General features: G+C 31.1%; 14 protein-coding genes and 1 riboswitch. Of the genes, 5 read left to right on the plus strand and 9 right to left on the minus strand.

All coding sequences use genetic code 11. The features are described from left to right. Positions 1-49: 49 nt before the first annotated feature. Together metH and ABD766_RS03025 are read right to left on the minus strand one after the other, a co-directional pair. Complete coding sequence (metH, locus tag ABD766_RS03020; RefSeq protein WP_344815310.1) at positions 50-2,737, minus strand: methionine synthase; 2,688 nt, start codon at positions 2,735-2,737, stop codon at positions 50-52. Beyond that, positions 2,737-3,726: a homocysteine S-methyltransferase family protein gene (locus ABD766_RS03025; RefSeq protein WP_344815311.1), complete on the minus strand. Its 990-nt coding sequence runs from the start codon at positions 3,724-3,726 to the stop codon at positions 2,737-2,739. Before ABD766_RS03025 ends, metH begins: the two co-directional genes overlap by 1 nt. Positions 3,727-3,797: 71 nt before the next feature. Next, positions 3,798-3,904: riboswitch (SAM riboswitch) on the minus strand. A 279-nt stretch (positions 3,905-4,183) separates the two neighbouring features. Here ABD766_RS03025 and metK point away from each other — a divergent pair. After that, entirely contained in the window at positions 4,184-5,434 is a 1,251-nt protein-coding gene (metK, locus tag ABD766_RS03030) for a methionine adenosyltransferase (protein ID WP_344815312.1), read from the plus strand. A gap of 72 nt (positions 5,435-5,506) precedes the next feature. Here metK and ABD766_RS03035 read toward each other — a convergent pair whose 3' ends face one another. Next, positions 5,507-8,218: a carboxypeptidase-like regulatory domain-containing protein gene (locus ABD766_RS03035; protein WP_344815313.1), complete on the minus strand. Its 2,712-nt coding sequence runs from the start codon at positions 8,216-8,218 to the stop codon at positions 5,507-5,509. Positions 8,219-8,297: 79 nt separating this feature from the next. Then, the gene (locus tag ABD766_RS03040) at positions 8,298-9,131 is read right to left on the minus strand and encodes a GLPGLI family protein (protein WP_344815314.1); all 834 of its coding nucleotides are present in this window, start codon (positions 9,129-9,131) and stop codon (positions 8,298-8,300) included. A gap of 120 nt (positions 9,132-9,251) precedes the next feature. Between ABD766_RS03040 and ABD766_RS03045 the strand changes: the two genes are divergently transcribed. Both ABD766_RS03045 and ABD766_RS03050 read left to right on the plus strand, forming a co-directional pair. Further along, on the plus strand, positions 9,252-10,700 hold the full coding sequence (locus tag ABD766_RS03045) for a sensor histidine kinase (RefSeq protein ID WP_344815315.1): 1,449 nt from the start codon (positions 9,252-9,254) through the stop codon (positions 10,698-10,700). Next, complete coding sequence (locus tag ABD766_RS03050) at positions 10,697-11,377, plus strand: response regulator transcription factor (RefSeq protein WP_298303703.1); 681 nt, start codon at positions 10,697-10,699, stop codon at positions 11,375-11,377. Before ABD766_RS03045 ends, ABD766_RS03050 begins: the two co-directional genes overlap by 4 nt. A 3-nt stretch (positions 11,378-11,380) precedes the next feature. On the opposite strand, the gene ABD766_RS03055 is transcribed toward ABD766_RS03050, so the two are convergent. Continuing rightward, positions 11,381-12,319 carry a GLPGLI family protein gene (locus ABD766_RS03055; RefSeq protein ID WP_344815316.1) on the minus strand — a complete coding sequence of 313 codons (939 nt, stop codon included), beginning with the start codon at positions 12,317-12,319 and terminating at the stop codon, positions 11,381-11,383. A 128-nt stretch (positions 12,320-12,447) separates the two neighbouring features. Between ABD766_RS03055 and ABD766_RS03060 the strand changes: the two genes are divergently transcribed. Both ABD766_RS03060 and ABD766_RS03065 read left to right on the plus strand, forming a co-directional pair. Further along, positions 12,448-13,239 carry an NHL repeat-containing protein gene (locus tag ABD766_RS03060; protein WP_298303707.1) on the plus strand — a complete coding sequence of 264 codons (792 nt, stop codon included), beginning with the start codon at positions 12,448-12,450 and terminating at the stop codon, positions 13,237-13,239. Next, entirely contained in the window at positions 13,239-13,853 is a 615-nt protein-coding gene (locus ABD766_RS03065) for a deoxynucleoside kinase (protein WP_298303709.1), read from the plus strand. The genes ABD766_RS03060 and ABD766_RS03065 overlap by 1 nt, the downstream gene beginning before the upstream one ends. Positions 13,854-13,884: 31 nt before the next feature. On the opposite strand, the gene ABD766_RS03070 is transcribed toward ABD766_RS03065, so the two are convergent. From ABD766_RS03070 to ABD766_RS03085, 4 genes are read right to left on the minus strand one after another with little or no spacing between them, the layout of a single operon-like run. Continuing rightward, positions 13,885-16,359, minus strand: coding sequence for a beta-mannosidase (locus tag ABD766_RS03070; protein WP_344815317.1), 2,475 nt, complete (start codon positions 16,357-16,359; stop codon positions 13,885-13,887). Beyond that, on the minus strand, positions 16,359-17,027 hold the full coding sequence (locus tag ABD766_RS03075) for a copper homeostasis protein CutC (RefSeq protein WP_344815318.1): 669 nt from the start codon (positions 17,025-17,027) through the stop codon (positions 16,359-16,361). The genes ABD766_RS03070 and ABD766_RS03075 overlap by 1 nt, the downstream gene beginning before the upstream one ends. Then, complete coding sequence (locus tag ABD766_RS03080) at positions 17,027-18,019, minus strand: isoaspartyl peptidase/L-asparaginase family protein (RefSeq protein WP_344815319.1); 993 nt, start codon at positions 18,017-18,019, stop codon at positions 17,027-17,029. The genes ABD766_RS03075 and ABD766_RS03080 overlap by 1 nt, the downstream gene beginning before the upstream one ends. A 12-nt stretch (positions 18,020-18,031) precedes the next feature. Beyond that, complete coding sequence (locus tag ABD766_RS03085; protein ID WP_344815320.1) at positions 18,032-20,299, minus strand: glycoside hydrolase family 20 protein; 2,268 nt, start codon at positions 20,297-20,299, stop codon at positions 18,032-18,034. Positions 20,300-20,373 lie beyond the last annotated feature (74 nt).

Genomic DNA, 20,373 nt, shown 5'->3' on the forward strand with positions numbered 1-20,373 from the left:
GGTTCATTGTTTATGGTTGTAGAACTACAAACAATAAACTATAAACTTTCTAGTCTGCTATATTCGGCGCAAGCCATTTACTTGCTACTTCTGTTGAAATTCCTCTACGTTTTGCGTAATCTATAACTTGATCTTCTTTTATTTTTCCTAATCCGAAATATTTACTTTCTGGATTTGCAAAATAATATCCCGAAACCGATGCTGCTGGCCACATTGCCATACTTTCGGTTAAGGTTACTCCTATTTCTTGTTCTACATTTAAAATTTTCCAAATGGTTGGTTTCTCCAAATGGTCTGGACAAGCTGGATAGCCTGGTGCTGGACGAATGCCTTTGTATTCTTCATCAATCAAATCTTGATTACTCAAACTTTCATCAGAAGCATATCCCCAAATTTCTTTTCTAACTTTTAAATGCAAATATTCTGCAAATGCTTCTGCTAATCTATCTCCTAAAGCTTTTACCAAAATGGAATTATAATCGTCTAATTGCTTTTCGAATTCGGATGCTTTTTCATCTACTCCAAAACCTGTTGTTACACAAAAACAACCTATGTAATCTTGTTTTCCAGAATCTTTTGGCGCAATAAAATCGGCTAATGCAATGTTTGGTGCGCCTGCAGTTTTTTGAGATTGTTGTCTTAGAGTTAGAAAGGTTGCGAGTTGCGAGTTATGAGTTTCGGGTTCTGTATAAACTGCTATGTCATCATCGTTAATTGTGTTTACTGGAAAAATTCCAAGAATTCCTTTGGCTGTTAGCCATTTTTCTGAAACGATTTGATTTAGCATTTTTTGAGCATCATCAAATAAACTTGTGGCTTGTTCACCCACAACTTCATCAGTCAAAATCGCTGGAAATTTTCCATGTAATTCCCACGATTGGAAAAACGGTGTCCAATCGATGAAATCTACTAACTCAGAAAGTTCAACTTCTATGGTTTTTGTTCCAATGAAATTAGGTTTTGCTGGATTGAAATTATCCCAATCTAATTGCAATTTATTCTTACGTGCTTCTTCAATGGAAAGATAATTTTTATCGCGACTTCTACTTAGATAGCCTTCACGAAGTTTGTCATATTCTTCTCGAATGGCTTTTACATAGCCTTCTTTAGTCTCTTCTTGCAACAAGTTACTAGCTACAGTTACTGCACGTGAAGCATCGTTTACATGAACAACAGTTTCTTTATATTCTGGTGCAATTTTTACGGCTGTATGAGCACGTGAAGTTGTTGCGCCACCAATCATAATTGGAATTTTGATGTTTAATTTATCCAACTCTTTTGCTAAATAAACCATTTCGTCCAACGATGGCGTAATCAATCCACTCAATCCGATAATATCTACATTATGTTCAATGGCTGCTTGAATGATTTTTTCTGGTGGAACCATAACTCCTAAATCGATGATTTCAAAGTTATTACAACCTAAAACTACTGCTACAATATTTTTTCCAATATCGTGAACATCGCCTTTTACAGTTGCCATTAATACTTTTCCTGCTGATGAAGATTTTCCGTCTTTTTGTGCTTCGATAAATGGTAAAAGATAAGCAACGGCTTTCTTCATAACACGAGCTGATTTAACTACTTGCGGTAAAAACATTTTTCCGCTTCCGAATAAATCACCCACAACATTCATTCCTGCCATTAAATTGATTTCGATTACATCAATAGCTTTTTCTGAATTTACTCGAGCTTCTTCAACGTCTATTTCTATGAATTCATCTATTCCTTTTACTAAAGAATGTGTCAATCTTTCTTGAACAGAACCATTTCGCCATTCTTGAATTGCTTTTTCATTGGTTTTGAAATCTCCTTTGAAGGTTTCTGCTAAATCCAATAATCTTTCTGTAGCATCATCTCTTCTATTCAACAAAACATCTTCTACATGCTCTAATAAAATTGGATCTATTTCATCGTAAATCTCTAACATTTCTGGATTTACAATTCCCATAGTCATACCGTTTTTGATGGCATGATAAAGAAAAGCCGAATGCATTGCTTCACGCACTTTGTCATTACCACGAAACGAAAACGAAACATTACTCACACCACCTGAAATGTTGGCATAAGGAAGATTTTCACGAATCCATTTTGTAGCTCTAAAAAAATCTAATGCGTTTAATTTATGTTCGTCCATTCCTGTAGCTACAGGGAAAATATTTGGGTCAAAAATTATATCTTCTGCTGGAAAATGAACCTCATCAACCAAAATATCATAACTTCTTTTACAGATTTCGATTCTTCTTTCGTAAGTATCAGCTTGACCTTCTTCATCAAATGCCATTACGATTACAGCTGCTCCGTATCTTTTTATCAATTTGGCATGATGAATAAAAACTTCTTTCCCTTCTTTAAGTGAAATAGAATTCACCACACCTTTTCCTTGAATGACTTTTAATCCAGCTTCGATTATTTCCCATTTGGAGCTATCAATCATTACTGGAACTCGAGCAATATCTGGCTCTGCGGCAATTAGATTTAAGAACTTGGTCATAGCATAAACACCATCTAACATTCCTTCATCCATATTGACATCGATAATTTGGGCACCACCCTCTACTTGATTTCTTGCAATATCAAGTGCTTCTTCGTATTTTTCTTCTTTTATTAATCGTAGAAATTTACGTGAACCTGTAACATTAGTTCGTTCTCCAACATTAACAAAATTGGTTTCGGGTGTTACGATTAAAGGTTCTAATCCTGATAATTTTAGATATTTATTCTTTACTTCCGTCATTATATTGTTTCTAAAATTTGTCTTGGTTTGAATTCTTTGGCAACCTCTGCAATTGCTTTAATGTGCTCTGGTGTTGTCCCGCAACAACCACCAATAATATTTACTAAATTATCTTTTAGATATTCTCTAATTAAGGCTTGCATCTCTAATGGTGTTTGATCGTATTGCCCGAAAGCGTTTGGTAAACCTGCGTTTGGATGTGCAGAAATATTTAATTGCGTATTCATGGCTAAACGCTGTAAATAGGGTTTTAATTGGTCTGCTCCAAGTGCACAATTGAATCCGATGCTTAATAAATCTATATGTTGAATAGAAATTAAAAATGCCTCGACTGTTTGACCTGAAAGCGTTCTTCCTGAAGCATCTGTAATTGTGCCTGAAACCATTACTGGAATATCTAAATTTCGTTCTTCTTTTACTTCTTCAATAGCGAAAAGTGCAGCTTTGGCGTTTAGTGTATCGAAAATGGTTTCTACTAATAAAACATCGCAACCACCATCGATTAGAGCTTCTACTTGTTGACGATAGGCAGTTTTTAAATCATCAAAAGTCACGGCACGAAATCCTGGATCGTTTACATCTGGACTCATCGAAGCCGTTCTGTTTGTTGGTCCTATGGAGCCTGCTACAAATCTAGGTCTATCTGTGAATTCGTCAGCAACCTCTCTGGTAATTTTGGCTGATTCGTAGTTTAACTCGTAAACCAAATCTTCCATATGGTAGTCGGCCATTCCGATTGTTGTTCCAGAAAACGTGTTGGTTTCTACGATATCTGCTCCTGCTTGAAAATACAAACGATGAACTTGTTTTACGGCTTCGGGTTGTGTGATAGAAAGTAAATCGTTGTTTCCTTTTAAAGGATGTGGAAAATCTTTGAAACGTTGGCCGCGAAAATCTTCTTCAGAGAAATTGTTGCGTTGTAACATGGTTCCCATTGCTCCATCGAGAACTAGGATTCTTTCTTTTATTGCTTGGTTTATTTTTGACATATAAATAGCACAACTTCTAAAGTTGCTGTTGTTTAATTATATGTTATCATGGAAAGTGAGAGGAATTCTCGTGGTTATCTTTGCTTAAATTTACTTTAAACTAGAATGTAGCACCTTCTACAGTGTAGGGTTGCTAAGCTTTCATAGGGTCTATTCCCTCGGGCTTTCGTGATAACATCAATAAGTTTATGAACAGTGCAAAGTAATAACATAGAAACTTATTTTGCAAGTGTTTGTAAAAAAATAAAAACTATAACGATTTAGTGATTTTTCAAAAAAAAGTTGATAATAATTTGCAATTCAAATTGATTTCATACATTTGCACTCGAAATAAAGAGGAAAAATTTGAACTGATTGCAACCTCGTAAAAAAATGCTAAAGCAGAATACCTTCTTTAGCTTTTACTTGCAATTTTTCTTTTTTCTTCACTAAAATTAATTTTAAAATAAATTATATTATGGCTTATTTATTTACGTCAGAGTCAGTGAGTGAAGGACATCCGGACAAAGTAGCTGATCAAATTAGTGATGCATTAATTGATAACTTTTTAGCATTTGATGCTGAATCTAAAGTAGCGTGTGAAACTTTAGTTACAACTGGTCAAGTAATTCTTGCTGGAGAAGTAAAATCAGACACTTATTTAGATGTGCAAACAATTGCAAGAGATGTAATCAAAAAAATTGGTTACACTAAAAGTGAATATATGTTTGAGGCAAATTCTTGTGGTGTATTATCTGCAATTCACGAACAATCTGCTGATATTAATCAAGGAGTTGATAGAGCTAGTAAAGAAGAGCAAGGTGCTGGTGACCAAGGAATGATGTTTGGTTATGCAACTAATGAAACTGAAAACTACATGCCATTAGCTTTAGATATTGCACACGCTTTATTAATTGAATTGGCTAATATAAGAAGAGAGAATTCTGAAATTACTTATTTACGTCCTGATGCTAAATCGCAAGTAACTTTAGAATATTCTGATGATAATAAACCACAAAGAATTGATGCTATTGTAATTTCTACACAGCACGATGATTTTGCTGATGAAGCTACTATGTTGGCTAAAATTAAAAGTGATTTGATTTCAATTTTGATTCCAAGAATTAAAGCGAAATATCCTCAATATGCTCACTTCTTTAATGACAATATTACTTATCATATTAATCCAACTGGAAAATTCGTAATTGGTGGACCTCACGGAGATACAGGATTGACAGGAAGAAAAATTATTGTAGATACTTATGGTGGAAAAGGAGCTCACGGTGGTGGTGCTTTCTCTGGAAAAGATCCAAGTAAAGTAGACCGTTCTGCTGCTTATGCTACTAGACATATTGCTAAAAACTTAGTTGCTGCAGGTTTGTGTGACGAAGTTTTAGTTCAAGTATCGTATGCTATTGGAGTTGCAAAACCAACTTCTATCAACGTAAATACTTATGGAACTTCTAAAGTAAATATGACTGATGGAGAGGTTAGCAAAATTGTTGAAGGAATTTTTGACATGCGTCCTTACTTCATCGAGCAACGTTTGAAATTGAGAAACCCAATCTACAGCGAAACGGCTGCTTATGGTCACATGGGAAGAAAATCCGAAACGGTAACTAAAACATTTAAATTGCCAAATGGTGAATCTAAAACTGTAACTGTTGAATTGTTTACTTGGGAAAAATTAGATTTTGTAGATCAAGTAAAAGCTGCTTTTGGAATTTAACCACCAAGACACAAAGTTATATTGCGAAGTTCGCAAAGAAAAACCTGACTATTTCTAGTCAGGTTTTTTGTTTTATAAATTGTATTTCAAACTAAATATTAAATACCTTGGTTGAACTATATATTGCGATGTTCTTGTTGAAAATTGAGAAAAACTATCGTCGTTCAAAGATTTGGTATTCAAAATATTGGTAGCTGCAATTTTATATTCCCATTTGCTATCTTTTGTTTTTTGATAAATTAAACTTGCAGACAAGAAATCATATTCATTTTCGACCGTTTTATCCTTGTTGTAGTAGTGATAGAATTCATACTCTGAGACAAAAGAAAAACTCTTTAAGAAGTAATAATCTAATCTTACAAAAGGTTTATCGGTGAAGAATTTAGCATTATTGTAATCGTTTACAGTATAAGAATACCCTAATTCAATATTTGGTGCATTTTTATAATTTGTAGACGCTGTTAATGTATGAACTTGAGTAAAACTTTCTGCTGTAGCAAAAACACCATTTTGAAAATTATTAAACTTTGCCCAATTTAATCTTGTATTAAACGAAGCTTTATAGTTTTTTGAGAAAGAACGACCATAACTACCAAAACCAGATAAAGTTTCTTCTGCAAAATCAGTATTGAAAGGTGAAGAAGTTTGGTTTACACCAACGAAATTTGCTCTTGATTTTACAGCATCAATTGTTCTGGCATAAGTAATAAAACCAGTAATATTTTCAAAGTTGAACATATTATATTTAAAATAACGCAGCGAATGAGTTTGCTGTGTAGCATTTTCAAGCGTTCTACTTCCTCTAGACAAACTATTAAATCCGTTTAACACAAAACCTTCAGCTAACCTATTGATATCAGTAAAACTGTTGGTCATAGCATAATTATATGTCAATGTTTCTGCTTTTTTGATTTGATATAACGCTAAGAAATCTGGCAGTACTCTATAGAAATTTAGTGAAAAATCGGTTCCTAGTTGACTGTTTGTCATATTATATGCATGCAAACTTACTCCTGGAGTGAACGTGAATTTTCCAGTCAAAATTTTATAATGCAATCCAAGGAAAGCGTCATTAAAGTTATAATTTACATTATTGGTAGTACTGGCATCAGTCAAATTATTTTGGGTTCCGTTATCTAATATTTGATAGATTGATGAATCAAAGCTTTGAAATGAGTATGTATTTCCTAGAGTTATATTGATATTACTTTTAGCCGTCAGCATATAGTAATAATCTAGTTTTGTATCTAATTTATTAGTTCTTACAAAACGTGTTTGATTAATATCATTTCTATTTTGACCTGCTAAATAACCCGCAAAACTGAAAGGCTGTGTTTGTAAATTAGCATTGTAAAAAGGATCTTCATCCTGATACAAATGTTGCATTTCTAGTGCAAAAATATTTTTATCGTTGTGTGTATAATAAAAACTCAAATTCTGGTTTACAGATTTAGGATCTTGTCTTTTAGCTGTTAAAATATTTTCTGTATTTGATGAACTACCTACTATTGATTGTCTTAGCAAAGAATTATCTTCATCTTGTTTAGAAAACTTTGATAGAATGTCGTAGTCAAATTGAAATCTTGCGCTTGGTTTGTAGCTAGAACTTAATTTAAAAAGTGCTAAATTACTTTTTTGATGTGCCACTTCATTTCTGTTTTCTGTTGAAGCAACATTAGAAGAATTTGGTTGTAAAAAATTAGTTTGTGTCTTTGTTTCTAAATCGGTTATTGATGAAGAAAGTATTCCGAAACCACTTAAAGTCCAAGCTTTTGTTGGATTATATGAAAAGTTTGTAGCTCCAAATTGTGTTTCAATTTCTTTTGCACGATTATTTCTTAGTAATGAAATTCCTAAATCATTAGAGGCAACATTAAAGTTTGAACCACCTTTAGCCATCATACTTCTAAAACCACCTGTGAACTTAAAATAATCTTGCACCGTTAATGGTAATTCTCCAATATTATTAAAATTTGAAATCAAATTAATACTATATTTAGGATTGTAATAAAACAACTTAGGATTAATAAAATAGCGATCATAGTTATTATCATCGGCTGTTCCGCCACCTGCAGTCATGTCACCAAACCAAAAGTTTTTCTTACCTTCTTTTAGTTTGATGTTCATTGCTAAATTATCCTGATTATTTTCAACACCTTTTAGGATAGAATTTTCATTATAATTTCTTAGCACTTGAATTTTATCAATGGCATCTGCTGGAATATTTTTTACACCAAGTTTGGTATCACCATCAAAAAAGTCTTTGCCTTCAACCATTAATTTGGTTACTTTTTTACCTTCTACTTCTACTTCTCCATCAGCATTTACTTCTACTCCAGGAAGTTTTTTTAGAACATCTTCAAGCTTTCTTTCAGTACCAGATTTAAAAGAATCTGCGTTGTAAACAATAGTATCGCCTTTGATTGAAACTGGCATTTCACGAACAATTTCAACACCATCAAGCTGAATTCCGCCTGGTTCCATTGAAATATTTTGTGTTATATTTTCTGTTTTGGTTTCTACGGTGATTTGTTTGTTTTCCATTCCAATATAACTCAACTTAATTAAGTAGGTTGAATTTGGTTTTAGATTTAAAACAAATCTTCCTTTATCATTGGTTATTGCGTAACCATCCATTCCTTTTGTTGCTTGATTAACAGCCATAATATTAGCCATTTCAAGAGGTGCTTTTCCAGATTCTAAAACAACACCTTCAAATCGGATAGTTTGAGAAAAACTTACAGCACTTAATAAAAAAATTCCAAGAAATAATAATTTATTCATTTTTACATTTGATTGATGAAACAAATATGACTAAATAATAGAAGAAATGTTACCAAATTATTGTTAAATGTTAACATTTTTATTTCATTTTTATTTCGATAACTCCATCTTTATTCATCATACTCTTGATTTTTTCTTCCTCAATTTCTTTAAATTGCATTTGATTTATTTTTTTCCCGTTTGTTGGTTCCTTTATTTCAAATTTCTTTTCTGGGTTGAGAATTATTTTTGTGCACAAAAGGCTAGTAGTTCCATCATGCAATTCTAAAATTAGTCCTGGTAATCCCCAATATTTATCCGGTCCGTTTGAAATAGGAATTTCAGTTGTGTACCAAGCTTCAATTATTTGCTCTTTTGGTTCAGACATTTGAATAAAATTTGTTCTACCTTCATTCTTTTTCGTTTTAAACTCTTCATATTCTTTTTTATCTTTTTCAGAAACTGGGATTAAAAGTTGAGCTTTAGAACACGTATAATTTCCTATTTTCTTTTCTTCATTTATAAACTCCCATTTGAAAGTTTCTAGAGAATCTTTAACTAAAAACTCTTTTCCAAATAGGTCTTTTTCTTCTGAAAAATAATTGTTTTTTAAATTTTTATACAATTTTGAGCCAACTTGACCGCCAAATGAAACTTGTATTTGTCTTCCATCGACTGGTTTTGGTTTGTCTAATTTTTCTTCTTGCCTGTAAGTTGACTCAAAATTTTTAAATTCAAGCACATACGTTTTTTCAAATGCTTTTGATAGTTCTTCTTTCATCTCTTTTTGCTGAGCTTCAGTCATATTTGGACTTGAAAAGTTAAAATCTTTCATTTGAGTTTTGGAAAAATAATAAGCAACTCCCTGAAAATTTTGTGAATAACCAAACTCAACAACGCACAAAAACAATAAACCATAAATTAAATTTTTCATACTACTATATTTTAAAATTACAATTACAAATAAAATCAACTTAGTTTTAACCAATAGTAAATCTATGTTAACGTATGTTAATAGTAATTTTGACACTTAAAAACTTGTTATTTTTGACTTATGATACTAAATAAAAAGAAAATATTATTATTCATCACACTGATAATTTTTGGCACTATTGGTCTTCAGGTATATTGGAATTACAAAAATTTTAATTCTAATAAACTTAGATTAAAAAATGAGATTCAAATAGCATACGATAAAGCATTGGAACTTTATTTTAATGAAGAATCAAAAAATACATTGCTTAATATTTTTAGTAACGATTCTAGTGTTAGTACTAATGATATTATAAATAATTTTGACTTCAAAAAAAATATAAAAACAATTAATGATACGGTAATTAAATTTCAGCAAAGGACTCTAAAAAATACTAATTTAGAGAAAATAGATGTAAAAAACATTAAATCAATAACTGTTTTAAAGGGTAAAAAAGATATTGAAAATATTAATGGTATTGAAAATTTTCCAAATAGAATAACGATATCAATAGTTCAAGATAGTTTGAATTATAAAAAATTAGATTCCATCTTCAAAATCGAATTGAACAGAAAAGAAATATCGCTAAAATATTGTTTTGAACATTATAAAAATGATTCTTTAATACACGTATACAATGAAGTAAATGAAGAATTACCCTTCAAAGTAACCCCAAAATCAAGCTATTTCAACCCTTTTGAAAGACTAAATTTAAAATATAATTACACAAATACACTATTAATAAAAAGAATGGGAAGTGAATTAATTTTATCCCTCATTTTTGCATTAGCAGTTATTGGTTGCTTGTTTTTTCTTCTTCATATTATTAAACGACAAAAGAAAATAGATGAAATAAAAAACGATTTTATTAGCAATATTACACATGAATTTAAAACTCCTATTACTACAATTGCTTCTGCTCTTGAAGGAATGAGTAATTTTAATCCTACAAATGACGCAGAAAAAAACAAAAAATATATTTCTATTTCTAAAATCCAACTAAAGAAACTAGAGATAATGGTTGAAAAAATATTAGAAACTGCAGCGCTTAAAACTGAAAAAATGAATCTTTTAAAAGAGTCAATTGATTTAAATTTACTTTTAAAAACAGTTCAAGAAAAACATCAATTAGTAACGGACAAAAAAATAAATTTTATCTCTAATGGATCTGAAAAAATTATTGAAGGTGATGCATTTCATTTAGAGAATGCATTTTCTAATTTAATTGATAACGCTATAAAGTATGGCGGAAATACAATAACAATTTCAATTAATAAAATGAATGATAAAATTAGAATCGATGTAAAAGATAATGGAAAAGGAATAAACAAGAAAGAAGAAAAAGCAATTTTTGAAAAATTTTATAGAATCCCAAAAGGCAATCTACATGATGTAAAAGGATATGGAATTGGTTTATTTTACAGTAAAAGTATTATCGAAAAACATCAAGGAACTTTAGAATTAATTCAATCTACAGAAACCATATTTAGAAGTGTTTTTTACTCTGTTAATTCAATAAATGAAAAATGAAAAATCATATAAAAATATTACTAGCGGAAGATGAAATTTCACTTGGAACAATTATAAAAGATAGTTTAGAAAGTAGGGATTTCAAAGTTACATTTTGTGAAAATGGAGAAAATGCACTCGAAGAATTCAAGAAATCAGATTTTGATGCTTTAGTATTTGATGTCATGATGCCAAAAAAGGATGGATTTACACTTGCTAAAGAAATAAGATTGCTTAATAAAAACATCCCTATCCTTTTTCTATCTGCAAAAACACAAACACAAGATATTGTTGAAGGATTTAAAATTGGATGTAATGATTACATTAAAAAACCTTTCAGTATGGAGGAATTAATTGTTAGAATTATTGCTTTAATTGAAAGAAAATCTAATCTCACACTAGAGAAAAAACACCACATTGGAACCTATGTTTTTGATACAGATTCTCAAGTTTTATCTCATGAAAAAGTGACTTATAAACTAACACACAAAGAAGCTACTTTATTAGAATTTCTTTCACAAAACAAAGGTGAAATAATTGATCGTAGCACTATTTTAAATACACTTTGGAAAAGTGATGATTTCTTTAGTGGAAGAAGTTTAGATGTTTTTATAACCAAACTTAGAAAAAAATTAATCCTCGACCAATCGATTGAAATAATAAATCTCAGAGGTCGAGGATATAAATTGATTTGTTAAAAACTATCTTCCCATTCTCATTTGCATTCCTCCTCTACCTTGACCTTGATTCATTTCCATCATCTCTTCCATTTTCTTTGTTACAATATCATCATATTCTTTTTGTGTAACTACTTTACCATTATTTGGCGCTTTGATTTCTGTTTTTTCTTTAGGATTGATAACAATTTTAGAACATAAAATAGTTGTTTTTCCGTCGTTAACTTCAAGAATTAAACCTGGCAAACCCCAATATCCTTCTGGACCTTGATTTACTGGAATATCCATTGTGTACCAAGCTGTGATTGTGATTTCTTTTGGCAAATCTACTTCATCAAAAAAACTTGTTTTCTTTTCTTTTTTATCTTCTGCTTTTGCATCTGCACTTTTATTCTCACCTTCCTTTTTAGCTTCTTCTTCTTTTTTCTTTACATCTTCTTCTTTCTTAGGTCTGAAATTTCTAAAATCGGTTTTACTTGCAGGAATTACTGCAGTTGCTTTATAACACATATAACCACCAATTTCTCTAGTTTCACCTTCCATTTTCCAGTTGTAATTTCTTAGAGTATCTTTCACAAGAAATTCTTTTCCCATAAATTCTTTATCAACTGTAAATGTTTTTTCTTTTGCGTTTTTATAGTAAGTTCCACCGCCACCCATCATGGATGACATCATTCTAAAACCTCCTTGCCCTTGCCCAGGAGCGTCTAACTTTTCTTCTTCTTTGTAAATAGATGATGTTTTATCGAAATTAAGAATGAATGTTTTTTCAAACATCTTTTTCATTCGTTCTTCAATCATTTTTTGCATTTCTGGAGTAATATCTTTATTTCCAGACATTCTCGATTTGAAATCGGCAGTGCTTGTTTTTGATTCGTAAACAGCCATCCCTTGAAAATCTTTTTGAGCATTAGATGTAATACAAACTAATAAAAGTGCTAAAGTGAACGTTATTTTTTTCATTTAAAGTATCTTAATTATTTGACGTAACAAATATGACGATTGAATTTGTGTTTTGTTACCAAAGATTTGTTAAATATTTTAGTTTGACTTCTTAAATATCAAATAGTTTAATGTAATTTAGCATCACGATGAAAAGAATATTTTATATACTACTTTTATTATTAGCTACTAATGGCTATTCCCAAAATGAAAAACTATCTGTAACAAGATTAGATTCCATAGCAATAAATGCTGATGGTTTTGTTGGATTCGATGGATTTAATAATTGTATTTACATAAAAAACAATGTCTTATATAAAAAAGTAGACGGATCAATTTTACAATACCAAAATCTTGGATTGGGGAAAATAACCAAAGTTGATATTACAAATCCGCTTAAAATTATTATTTTTTACGAAGAATTTAATGCTGTAATTGTGTTAGATAATCAATTAAATGAAATACAAAAAATTGAGTTTTCAAGTTTAGAAACACCAATTTTAGCAACAGCAATTGGTATCTCTGGACAAAATAAATTATGGGTTTTTAATAATTTAAATCAACAAATAGGATTGTATGATTTGAATTCAAATACTTATGAAAACAAAAGTATTCCTTTAAATGAAAGCATTACATACTATCAAACAGATTTCAATTATTTTCAGTGGATTGACAAACAAAACAATTGGTACACCTCAACCATTTTCGGTAGAATTGTCAGTAACGGAAAAGTTGAAATAACTAATGACTTACAATTACTTCCTCAAAACAAAATACTTTTTTCTAAGGATAGCAAGTTGTTTCTAAGAGATCGCAACATCAACAAATTGTATGAAATTGAAATTGTTGAGAAATCGTTTAAAAATTTTTATTACAAAGAACAAATTTTATCTATTTTTACCGACCAAGGAATTACAAATTATAAAATTACAATACCATAATGCATATAGCAGTAGCAGGAAATATAGGTGCAGGAAAAACAACTTTAACTCGTTTTTTGGCAAAACATTTTAAATGGGAACCTCATTTTGAAGATGTAGTTGACAATCCGTATTTGGACGATTTTTATCATCAGATGGAACGTTGGTCGTTTAACTTACAGATTTACTTTTTAAATAGTCGTTTTAGACAAGTTTTGCAAATTCGTGAAAGTGGTAAAAAAATCATTCAAGACAGAACGATTTATGAAGATGCGCATATTTTCGCTCCCAATCTTCACGCTATGGGATTGATGACCAATCGTGATTTTGAAAACTATTCTTCCTTATTTGAATTAATGGAAAGTCTTGTGGAAGCTCCAGATTTGTTAATTTATTTGAGAAGTTCTATTCCAAATCTTGTTGGTCAAATTCACAAAAGAGGTCGTGAATATGAAAACACCATTTCGATTGACTATTTAAGCAGATTGAATGAAAGATATGAAGCTTGGATTACAACTTACAATAAAGGAAAATTATTAATCATTGATGTTGATGATATTGATTTCGTAAATAACCCAGAAGATTTAGGAATGATTATCAACAGAATCGATGCCGAAATAAACGGATTATTTTAAAATACAAAGCACTTCAATCGAGGTGCTTTTTTTATTCATTTAACATATCAAATAAAGAAACCATCTTTATGTTTTCTGATGGTTTATCAGTCTTGATGATTTTGGGAATTCCGGGCAATAAATCAAAATAGTTTTCTTTAAAAAAACTATCATTGGATTGTAAATACAAATTTTTAACTAGCGTATTTGTTTTAAGTTCAATTAATGTTTCACCTACAATTTTCATTTCAATAGTTGGCTTTTCTAGTTGTAGTTCTTTTGGTTTAACAAAATAATGATAGGCAACAGTTTTCTTGTTTTTGCATATAAATTCTAATTGTAGTACCGTTTTTTCTTTTGCAAATTTTGGTAATTCAGTAAAAAGAATATCCATACAATTTGTGTTTATTTCAGAATTAAGTTCGCATTCTTTTGAAGACGTCCAAAGTTCTTTTCCAGAAAAATCAATTAACTTAGCATTTAGTGTCCCTTTTTGTACTTCGAGATTATCATTACTACTAATAATTGAAAATCCGTTAGTGCTTTCTGTTACCATTAAAAGTGTGGGTGCAAAACTTTCCTTTACTTGGTAATGAGATGCTTTCCAATTTTCATAATAATCTAAAGTGCTCCACGAAGTCACTGGCCAACAATCATTCAATTGCCAATACAAAGAGCCCATACAATAAGGTTTTGCAAGACGATGCGCTTCTATAGCAGTTTTCATTCCGTAAGCTTGCAAAATTTGCGATACATAATTGTATTTTTCTAAAGATTTTGGAATCGGAAAATCTCGTGCCATATATTCATTTATGGTTTCAAAACCTGTTGGATGCTTTTGATGATTTTTAAAGGCTTCGGAAGTAAAATTCAAGTCTTCTTTTCGGATGACTTTTTCTAATGTTTCTAAATTTGGCATTCCTTGAAAACCGTATTCACTCATAAAGCGACCTACTTTTTGTTTGTAAATTTCAAAAGATTCTTTGCCCCACCAAACACCCCAATAATGGGAATCGCCTTGAGTCAAACTCTCCTTTTTACCCCAACCAATTGATGGTGATGAAGGCCAATATCGATTCTCTTTTTTGGACAATAAACTATCTAAAGTTTGCGGAATTAATTGATGAAAAAGTTTTTCATAATCGTTCCAAATTTGAATAGAATCTTGCTTTGAATAATTGAATTGTTTTTGCCAACCCCAATTTTTCCAGCCTTCGTCATTTTCATTATTACCACACCAAAGCGCAATACTTGGATGGTTTTGCAGACGAGTTACATTGTCAATTACTTCATTTTTAACATTATCAAGAAATTCCTCATCGCCAGGATACATGGCGCATGCAAACATAAAGTCTTGCCAAACCAATATTCCGTTTTTATCACATTCATCATAAAAAGTATCTTCTGCATAAACGCCTCCACCCCAAACTCTCAACATGTTCATATTAGCATCAACTGCATTTTGTACAATGTCTTTATATGTAGAAGTTGATGCATTTGGTAAAAAACTATCCGGCGAAATATAATTGGCACCTTTCATGAAAACTGGTTTTCCGTTTAATTTAAAATAAAAACTTTTACCTATGCTGTCTTTTTCTTGAACTAACTCGATGGTTCTTAATCCAATATTTAATTTTTTAAGAGATAATTGAACTTTACTTTTGGATAAACTAATTTCTAATGGATAGAGGTTTGCTTTTCCTAAACCATTCGTCCACCAAAGTTTTGGGTTTTTAATTTCATAAGGGAAATCTATAGAATTTATTCCTTTTTTTAACTCAAAAGCTTTTTGAACTCCATTAATTTTTAAATCATAATTTCCTGCAAGTTGGCAATCTATAGTTACATTAAAATTCAATTTTGCAATAACTTCATTTAATTCTTCTTGTTCATATTTTACATTTTCTATTTTGGCATTATTCCAAAAAAGAAGTTTTATTGGTCTATAGATTCCTGATGTTACAAATCGTGGTCCCCAATCCCAACCGAAATGATATTGTGCTTTTCTTGAAAAAATTCGCTCTTTTTCAGTTAATGTATAAGGTAACTTTTGAGCTTTTGCTTTACCAATTTCAACAGCCGATTTGAAAACAATTTTTAGATTATTTTTACCAACTTTCAAATTATTTTTCACATCAACTTTCCAAGTGCGAAACATGTTGTTGGCATCTAAAATCTTTTCATTATTCAAAAAGACTTCGGCATAAGTATCTAATCCTTCATATTGTAAAATGGTGTTTTGATTTTTTAATTCTTCTTTTGAAATTTTAAAACTTGTTTGATATTCCCAAGTTTCGTTTTCTATCCATTGCAATTCCTTTTCGTTATTTCCGAAGAAAGGATTTGGGATAATTTTGTTATTGTATAAATCGGTGTGAACCGTTCCAGGAACTTTCGCAGGAAGCCAATTGGAATCCGATATTTTTTTGAAACTCCAATTTTCAGAATTCAAATTTCGTTCAGAATTTTGCGACCAAAAGATTAATGGTAACAGCATTAGAATTAAAAATTTAAATTGGATTTTCATTACTTTAAATTACTTTTTAATTTGAAAATTTCTTCTGGATTTGCAATTTGACTTCCATCTGTAATTGCTGAAGAATGATAGAAAGTGGCTTGTGTAACTTCTTGAATATGATTGATATTTGTAGAGCGTAATCCACCACCAGGCATAATTGTAATTCTATTTTGCGCTTGACTAACCAACTTTTTTAAAACATCAATTCCATCGATAACATTGGAGTACGTTCCTGAAGTTAAAATGGTCGAAAATCTACAAGAAACAACATCTTCCAATGCTTGTTTATAATCTACAACCTCATCAAAAGCACGGTGAAACGTACATGGAAATGGCTTGGCTAAATTCACCAATTCAGTGTTTCTTTCAATATCTATTTTATTATTTTCATCTAAAATTCCAAAAACAAAACCATTCACTTTTAGTGATTTAAAGTGTAAAATATCCGATTTCATTTTTTTAAACTCTTCATTAGAATAAACGAAATCTCCACCACTTGGTCGAATCATTACATTCAAATCGATATCGATTAATTGTCTTACTTTAGTGGTGACTTCAAAGTTTGGAGTTGTTCCGCCAACTTCAATTCCGTCACACAACTCCACTCTATCAGCACCATTTTGTTGTGCTATTACGGCTGATTCTAAATTAAAACATGCAATTTCTAATTTGTTCATTACTTCAAATAATAAGCAGCGTCAATTAATTTATTTCCAGAATTATCGTTAACTGCATAATTAAATCCGCTTTGAATACAATAAGAACCGTATTGTCCTTTCTTATTTAAAGCAATAAAACCTACTTGAATATCTTTGAGTTCTTTACCTCGATTTTTAGTCAATTTTACAATTCTAGCCACAGCTTCTTCACAAGCTTTTTGTGGTGACTTTCCTTGACGCATCAATTCTACTACAAGATGACAACCTGTAATTCGTATCACTTCTTCTCCGTGACCTGTTGCCGTTGCTGCACCAATTTCGTTATCTACATACAATCCAGCGCCTATAATTGGTGAATCTCCAACTCTTCCGTGCATTTTATAAGCCATTCCGCTTGTCGTACATGCTCCAGATAAATTTCCGTGAGCATCTAAAGCAATCATTCCAATAGTATCGTGATTTTCGATGTTTGCTTTCGGTAAATACTCACTTGTTTTAAGCCATTCTTTCCATTCTTTTTCTGATGCTTCTACTAACAAATTTTCTTTTTTGAATCCTTGAGAAAGGGCAAATTGCAGTGCGCCATCTCCTACTAACATAACGTGTGGCGTTTTTTCCATAACAGCTCTAGCCACAGAAATTGGATGTTTAATGTGCTCCAAACAAGCAACCGAACCAATATTTGAAAACTCATCCATTATGCATGAATCTAGTGTCACTCTTCCATCTCTGTCTGGTCTTCCTCCATAGCCAACACTTCTTTCGTTTGGATCGCCTTCAGGAATTTTCACTCCAGCTTCGACAGCATCTAAAGCTCTTCCATTATTTTTTAGGATTTCCCATGCGGCTCCATTGGCTTGAACTCCGAAATTCCATGTCGAAATAACAACTGGTTTATTTATTTTTCCTTCATCAAATAAAACCTCCTCTTCTTTTGATTTGAACGAATTCAAAGCAATGGCTACCGAACCAATAGCAGCAGTTTTTATAAAATTTCTACGATTTGCCATACTTATGTTTTTTTATTCCACACCAATTTCATCAATAAACAACCATGCATTAGAACCTGCGCCTGGATTTCCTTCCGGAATTTTACCCAAATTTGAAGCAACTACTTTAATGAATTTTGCTTTTTTGGAATTTACTTCAATTGTAATTTCTCCTCTTTTTTCAATAATCTCTTTAGCTGAAATTGATTGCAAACTTTTGAAATTTACACCATCATCGGATAGCAAAAACTCAATACTTTTTGGAAAATAAATCCAACTTCCTTCATTAGCTAAACTACTTATTGAAACTTTATTTATAACTTCAACTTTTCCTAAATCAATTATTGCAACCATATCTTTACCTGAAAATCCGAGCCAATCTCGACCAAACTTTTGTCTATCACCAATAACACCATCAACTAATGTAAAAGCGCCATTTGCTGTATAACTTTCGCTTGGTTGATTTTGTAAAGAAATCTTTTTGCCAGTTGCTTTATTGATAAAAAATGATTGTTCAATGGTTGCACTTTTTTGTTCTCCGTTTTCAAAATAAGCAGCTTTAATTGTTTGACTTTTTGTAATTGCAATTGGATTTTGATAGCTATTAGAATTTAAACTAGGATTAGAACCATCGGAAGTATATCTGATTCCTTCTTGGTTTTTAGAGGATTTTATTGAAAATAAAATGTTTTTATCAATTTCAGACTGGCTTATTTTAGAAGTTAATTCGAAAATCGCCTTACTATAATTGATTTTATTTTCTTCAAAATATTGAAAATGCTGTATCATTCTATCTTGAAAATCTTTATATTTTTCAGTATTAGATGTGCCCCAAAGCACTTCTGAAAGCGCCAACATTCTTGGGAAAATCATATATTCAACTTTATTCGCATCTTCCATGTATTCGGTCCAAACATTTCCTTGAGCTCCCAAAATATAGTTGGCTTCGTTTTTATTTAGAGTTGTTGGTGTTGGATTAAAACCATACACTTTTTCAACTGTTGTGAAACCTCCAATTGCCAGAGGTTCGTTTTTTGGTTCACCTTGATAATGATCAAAATAGCAATGTGATCCTGGTGTCATTACTACAAAATGATTTTGTTTAGCCGCTTCAATTCCGCCTTTTGTTCCGCGCCAACTCATTACAGCTGCATTTGGTGCCAAACCACCTTCGAGAATTTCATCCCAACCCATTATTTTTCTTCCTCTGCTGTTTACAAATTTTTCAATTCTTCGAATAAAATAACTTTGTAGTTCATGCTCGTCTTTCAAACCTTCTCTTTTTATCACAGATTGGCAATTTGCACATTTTTTCCAACGAGTTTTCGGACATTCATCGCCACCAATGTGAATATATTCCGATGGAAATAAAGTTATCACTTCTGATAAAATATTTTCTAGGAATTCGAAAGTTTCTTCTTTTGGACAAAACACATCATCTAAAACACCCCATTTCAAAGCAACCTCAAATGGTCCACCAGTGCAGGAATATTGAGGATATGAAGCTAATGCAGCTACTGCATGCCCAGGCATTTCAATTTCTGGAACTACGGTAATGTGACGTTCTGTTGCATAAGCTACAATTTCTTTAATTTCCTCTTGGGTGTAGAAACCACCATAAGGTTTATCATCAAATTTTTGTTCTCTGTAGTGACCAATCATCGAACCTTTTCGCCATGCTCCGATTTCGGTAAGTTTTGGATATTTCTTTATTTCAATACGCCAACCTTGATCATCGGTTAAATGCCAATGGAAAACATTCATTTTGTATCTAACGAGATAATCAATGTACTTTTTAATAAACTCTTTTGGAAAGAAATGTCGGCTTACATCAAGGTGCATTCCGCGCCATTTGTATTTTGAGTAATCATTTATCTGTAAACAAGGTATTGAGATTTTATTCTTTTTATCAGAAGGAATTAATTGTAAAAGTGTTTGAATTCCATAAAAAATACCTTGATTTGAAAATGATGTTATTGTAATTTTACTATTTGAAACATTTAATTCATAGTGTTCTTTATCAAAATTTATAGTGTCTGGAAGTTTCATTATAAGCTGAATACTATTTGAACTATAAACTTCACTTATACTTAAATCTAATCCTGATTTTGATTTAAGTATTTCTTTCAAATATTTTGATTCAAAAGAATTTCCAGAAGCTTGTATTGTAGTTTTATCATTAAGTACAAAACTTCCTGAGCCTAACTCTACTTGAGAAGGATAGGGAATTATAGGTAATTGATTTTGTGAAAAAACAGTGTTGAATATCAATAGTAGTAAAAATAGAAATTTCTTTTTCATGCAATTTTGAATTTATCAATGGCTAAATTTACATAAAAAAAGTCAAAAAAAATGCCCCACTTTCGTGAGGCATT

It is taken from the genome of Flavobacterium cheonanense (assembly GCF_039539185.1).
Lineage (GTDB): Bacteria > Bacteroidota > Bacteroidia > Flavobacteriales > Flavobacteriaceae > Flavobacterium > Flavobacterium cheonanense.

Bases quoted from the DNA above. Each gene is read 5' to 3' on its own strand.
- ABD766_RS03055 (WP_344815316.1), bottom strand. From the start codon at position 12,319: ATGAAAAAAATAACGTTCACTTTAGCACTTTTATTAGTTTGTATTACA.
- ABD766_RS03045 (WP_344815315.1), top strand. From the start codon at position 9,252: ATGATACTAAATAAAAAGAAAATATTATTATTCATCACACTGATAATT.
- ABD766_RS03085 (WP_344815320.1), bottom strand. From the start codon at position 20,299: ATGAAAAAGAAATTTCTATTTTTACTACTATTGATATTCAACACTGTT.
- ABD766_RS03025 (WP_344815311.1), bottom strand. From the start codon at position 3,726: ATGTCAAAAATAAACCAAGCAATAAAAGAAAGAATCCTAGTTCTCGAT.
- ABD766_RS03080 (WP_344815319.1), bottom strand. From the start codon at position 18,019: ATGGCAAATCGTAGAAATTTTATAAAAACTGCTGCTATTGGTTCGGTA.
- ABD766_RS03060 (WP_298303707.1), top strand. From the start codon at position 12,448: ATGAAAAGAATATTTTATATACTACTTTTATTATTAGCTACTAATGGC.
- ABD766_RS03070 (WP_344815317.1), bottom strand. From the start codon at position 16,359: ATGAAAATCCAATTTAAATTTTTAATTCTAATGCTGTTACCATTAATC.
- metH (WP_344815310.1), bottom strand. From the start codon at position 2,737: ATGACGGAAGTAAAGAATAAATATCTAAAATTATCAGGATTAGAACCT.
- ABD766_RS03050 (WP_298303703.1), top strand. From the start codon at position 10,697: ATGAAAAATCATATAAAAATATTACTAGCGGAAGATGAAATTTCACTT.
- ABD766_RS03035 (WP_344815313.1), bottom strand. From the start codon at position 8,218: ATGAATAAATTATTATTTCTTGGAATTTTTTTATTAAGTGCTGTAAGT.
- ABD766_RS03075 (WP_344815318.1), bottom strand. From the start codon at position 17,027: ATGAACAAATTAGAAATTGCATGTTTTAATTTAGAATCAGCCGTAATA.
- ABD766_RS03065 (WP_298303709.1), top strand. From the start codon at position 13,239: ATGCATATAGCAGTAGCAGGAAATATAGGTGCAGGAAAAACAACTTTA.
- metK (WP_344815312.1), top strand. From the start codon at position 4,184: ATGGCTTATTTATTTACGTCAGAGTCAGTGAGTGAAGGACATCCGGAC.
- ABD766_RS03040 (WP_344815314.1), bottom strand. From the start codon at position 9,131: ATGAAAAATTTAATTTATGGTTTATTGTTTTTGTGCGTTGTTGAGTTT.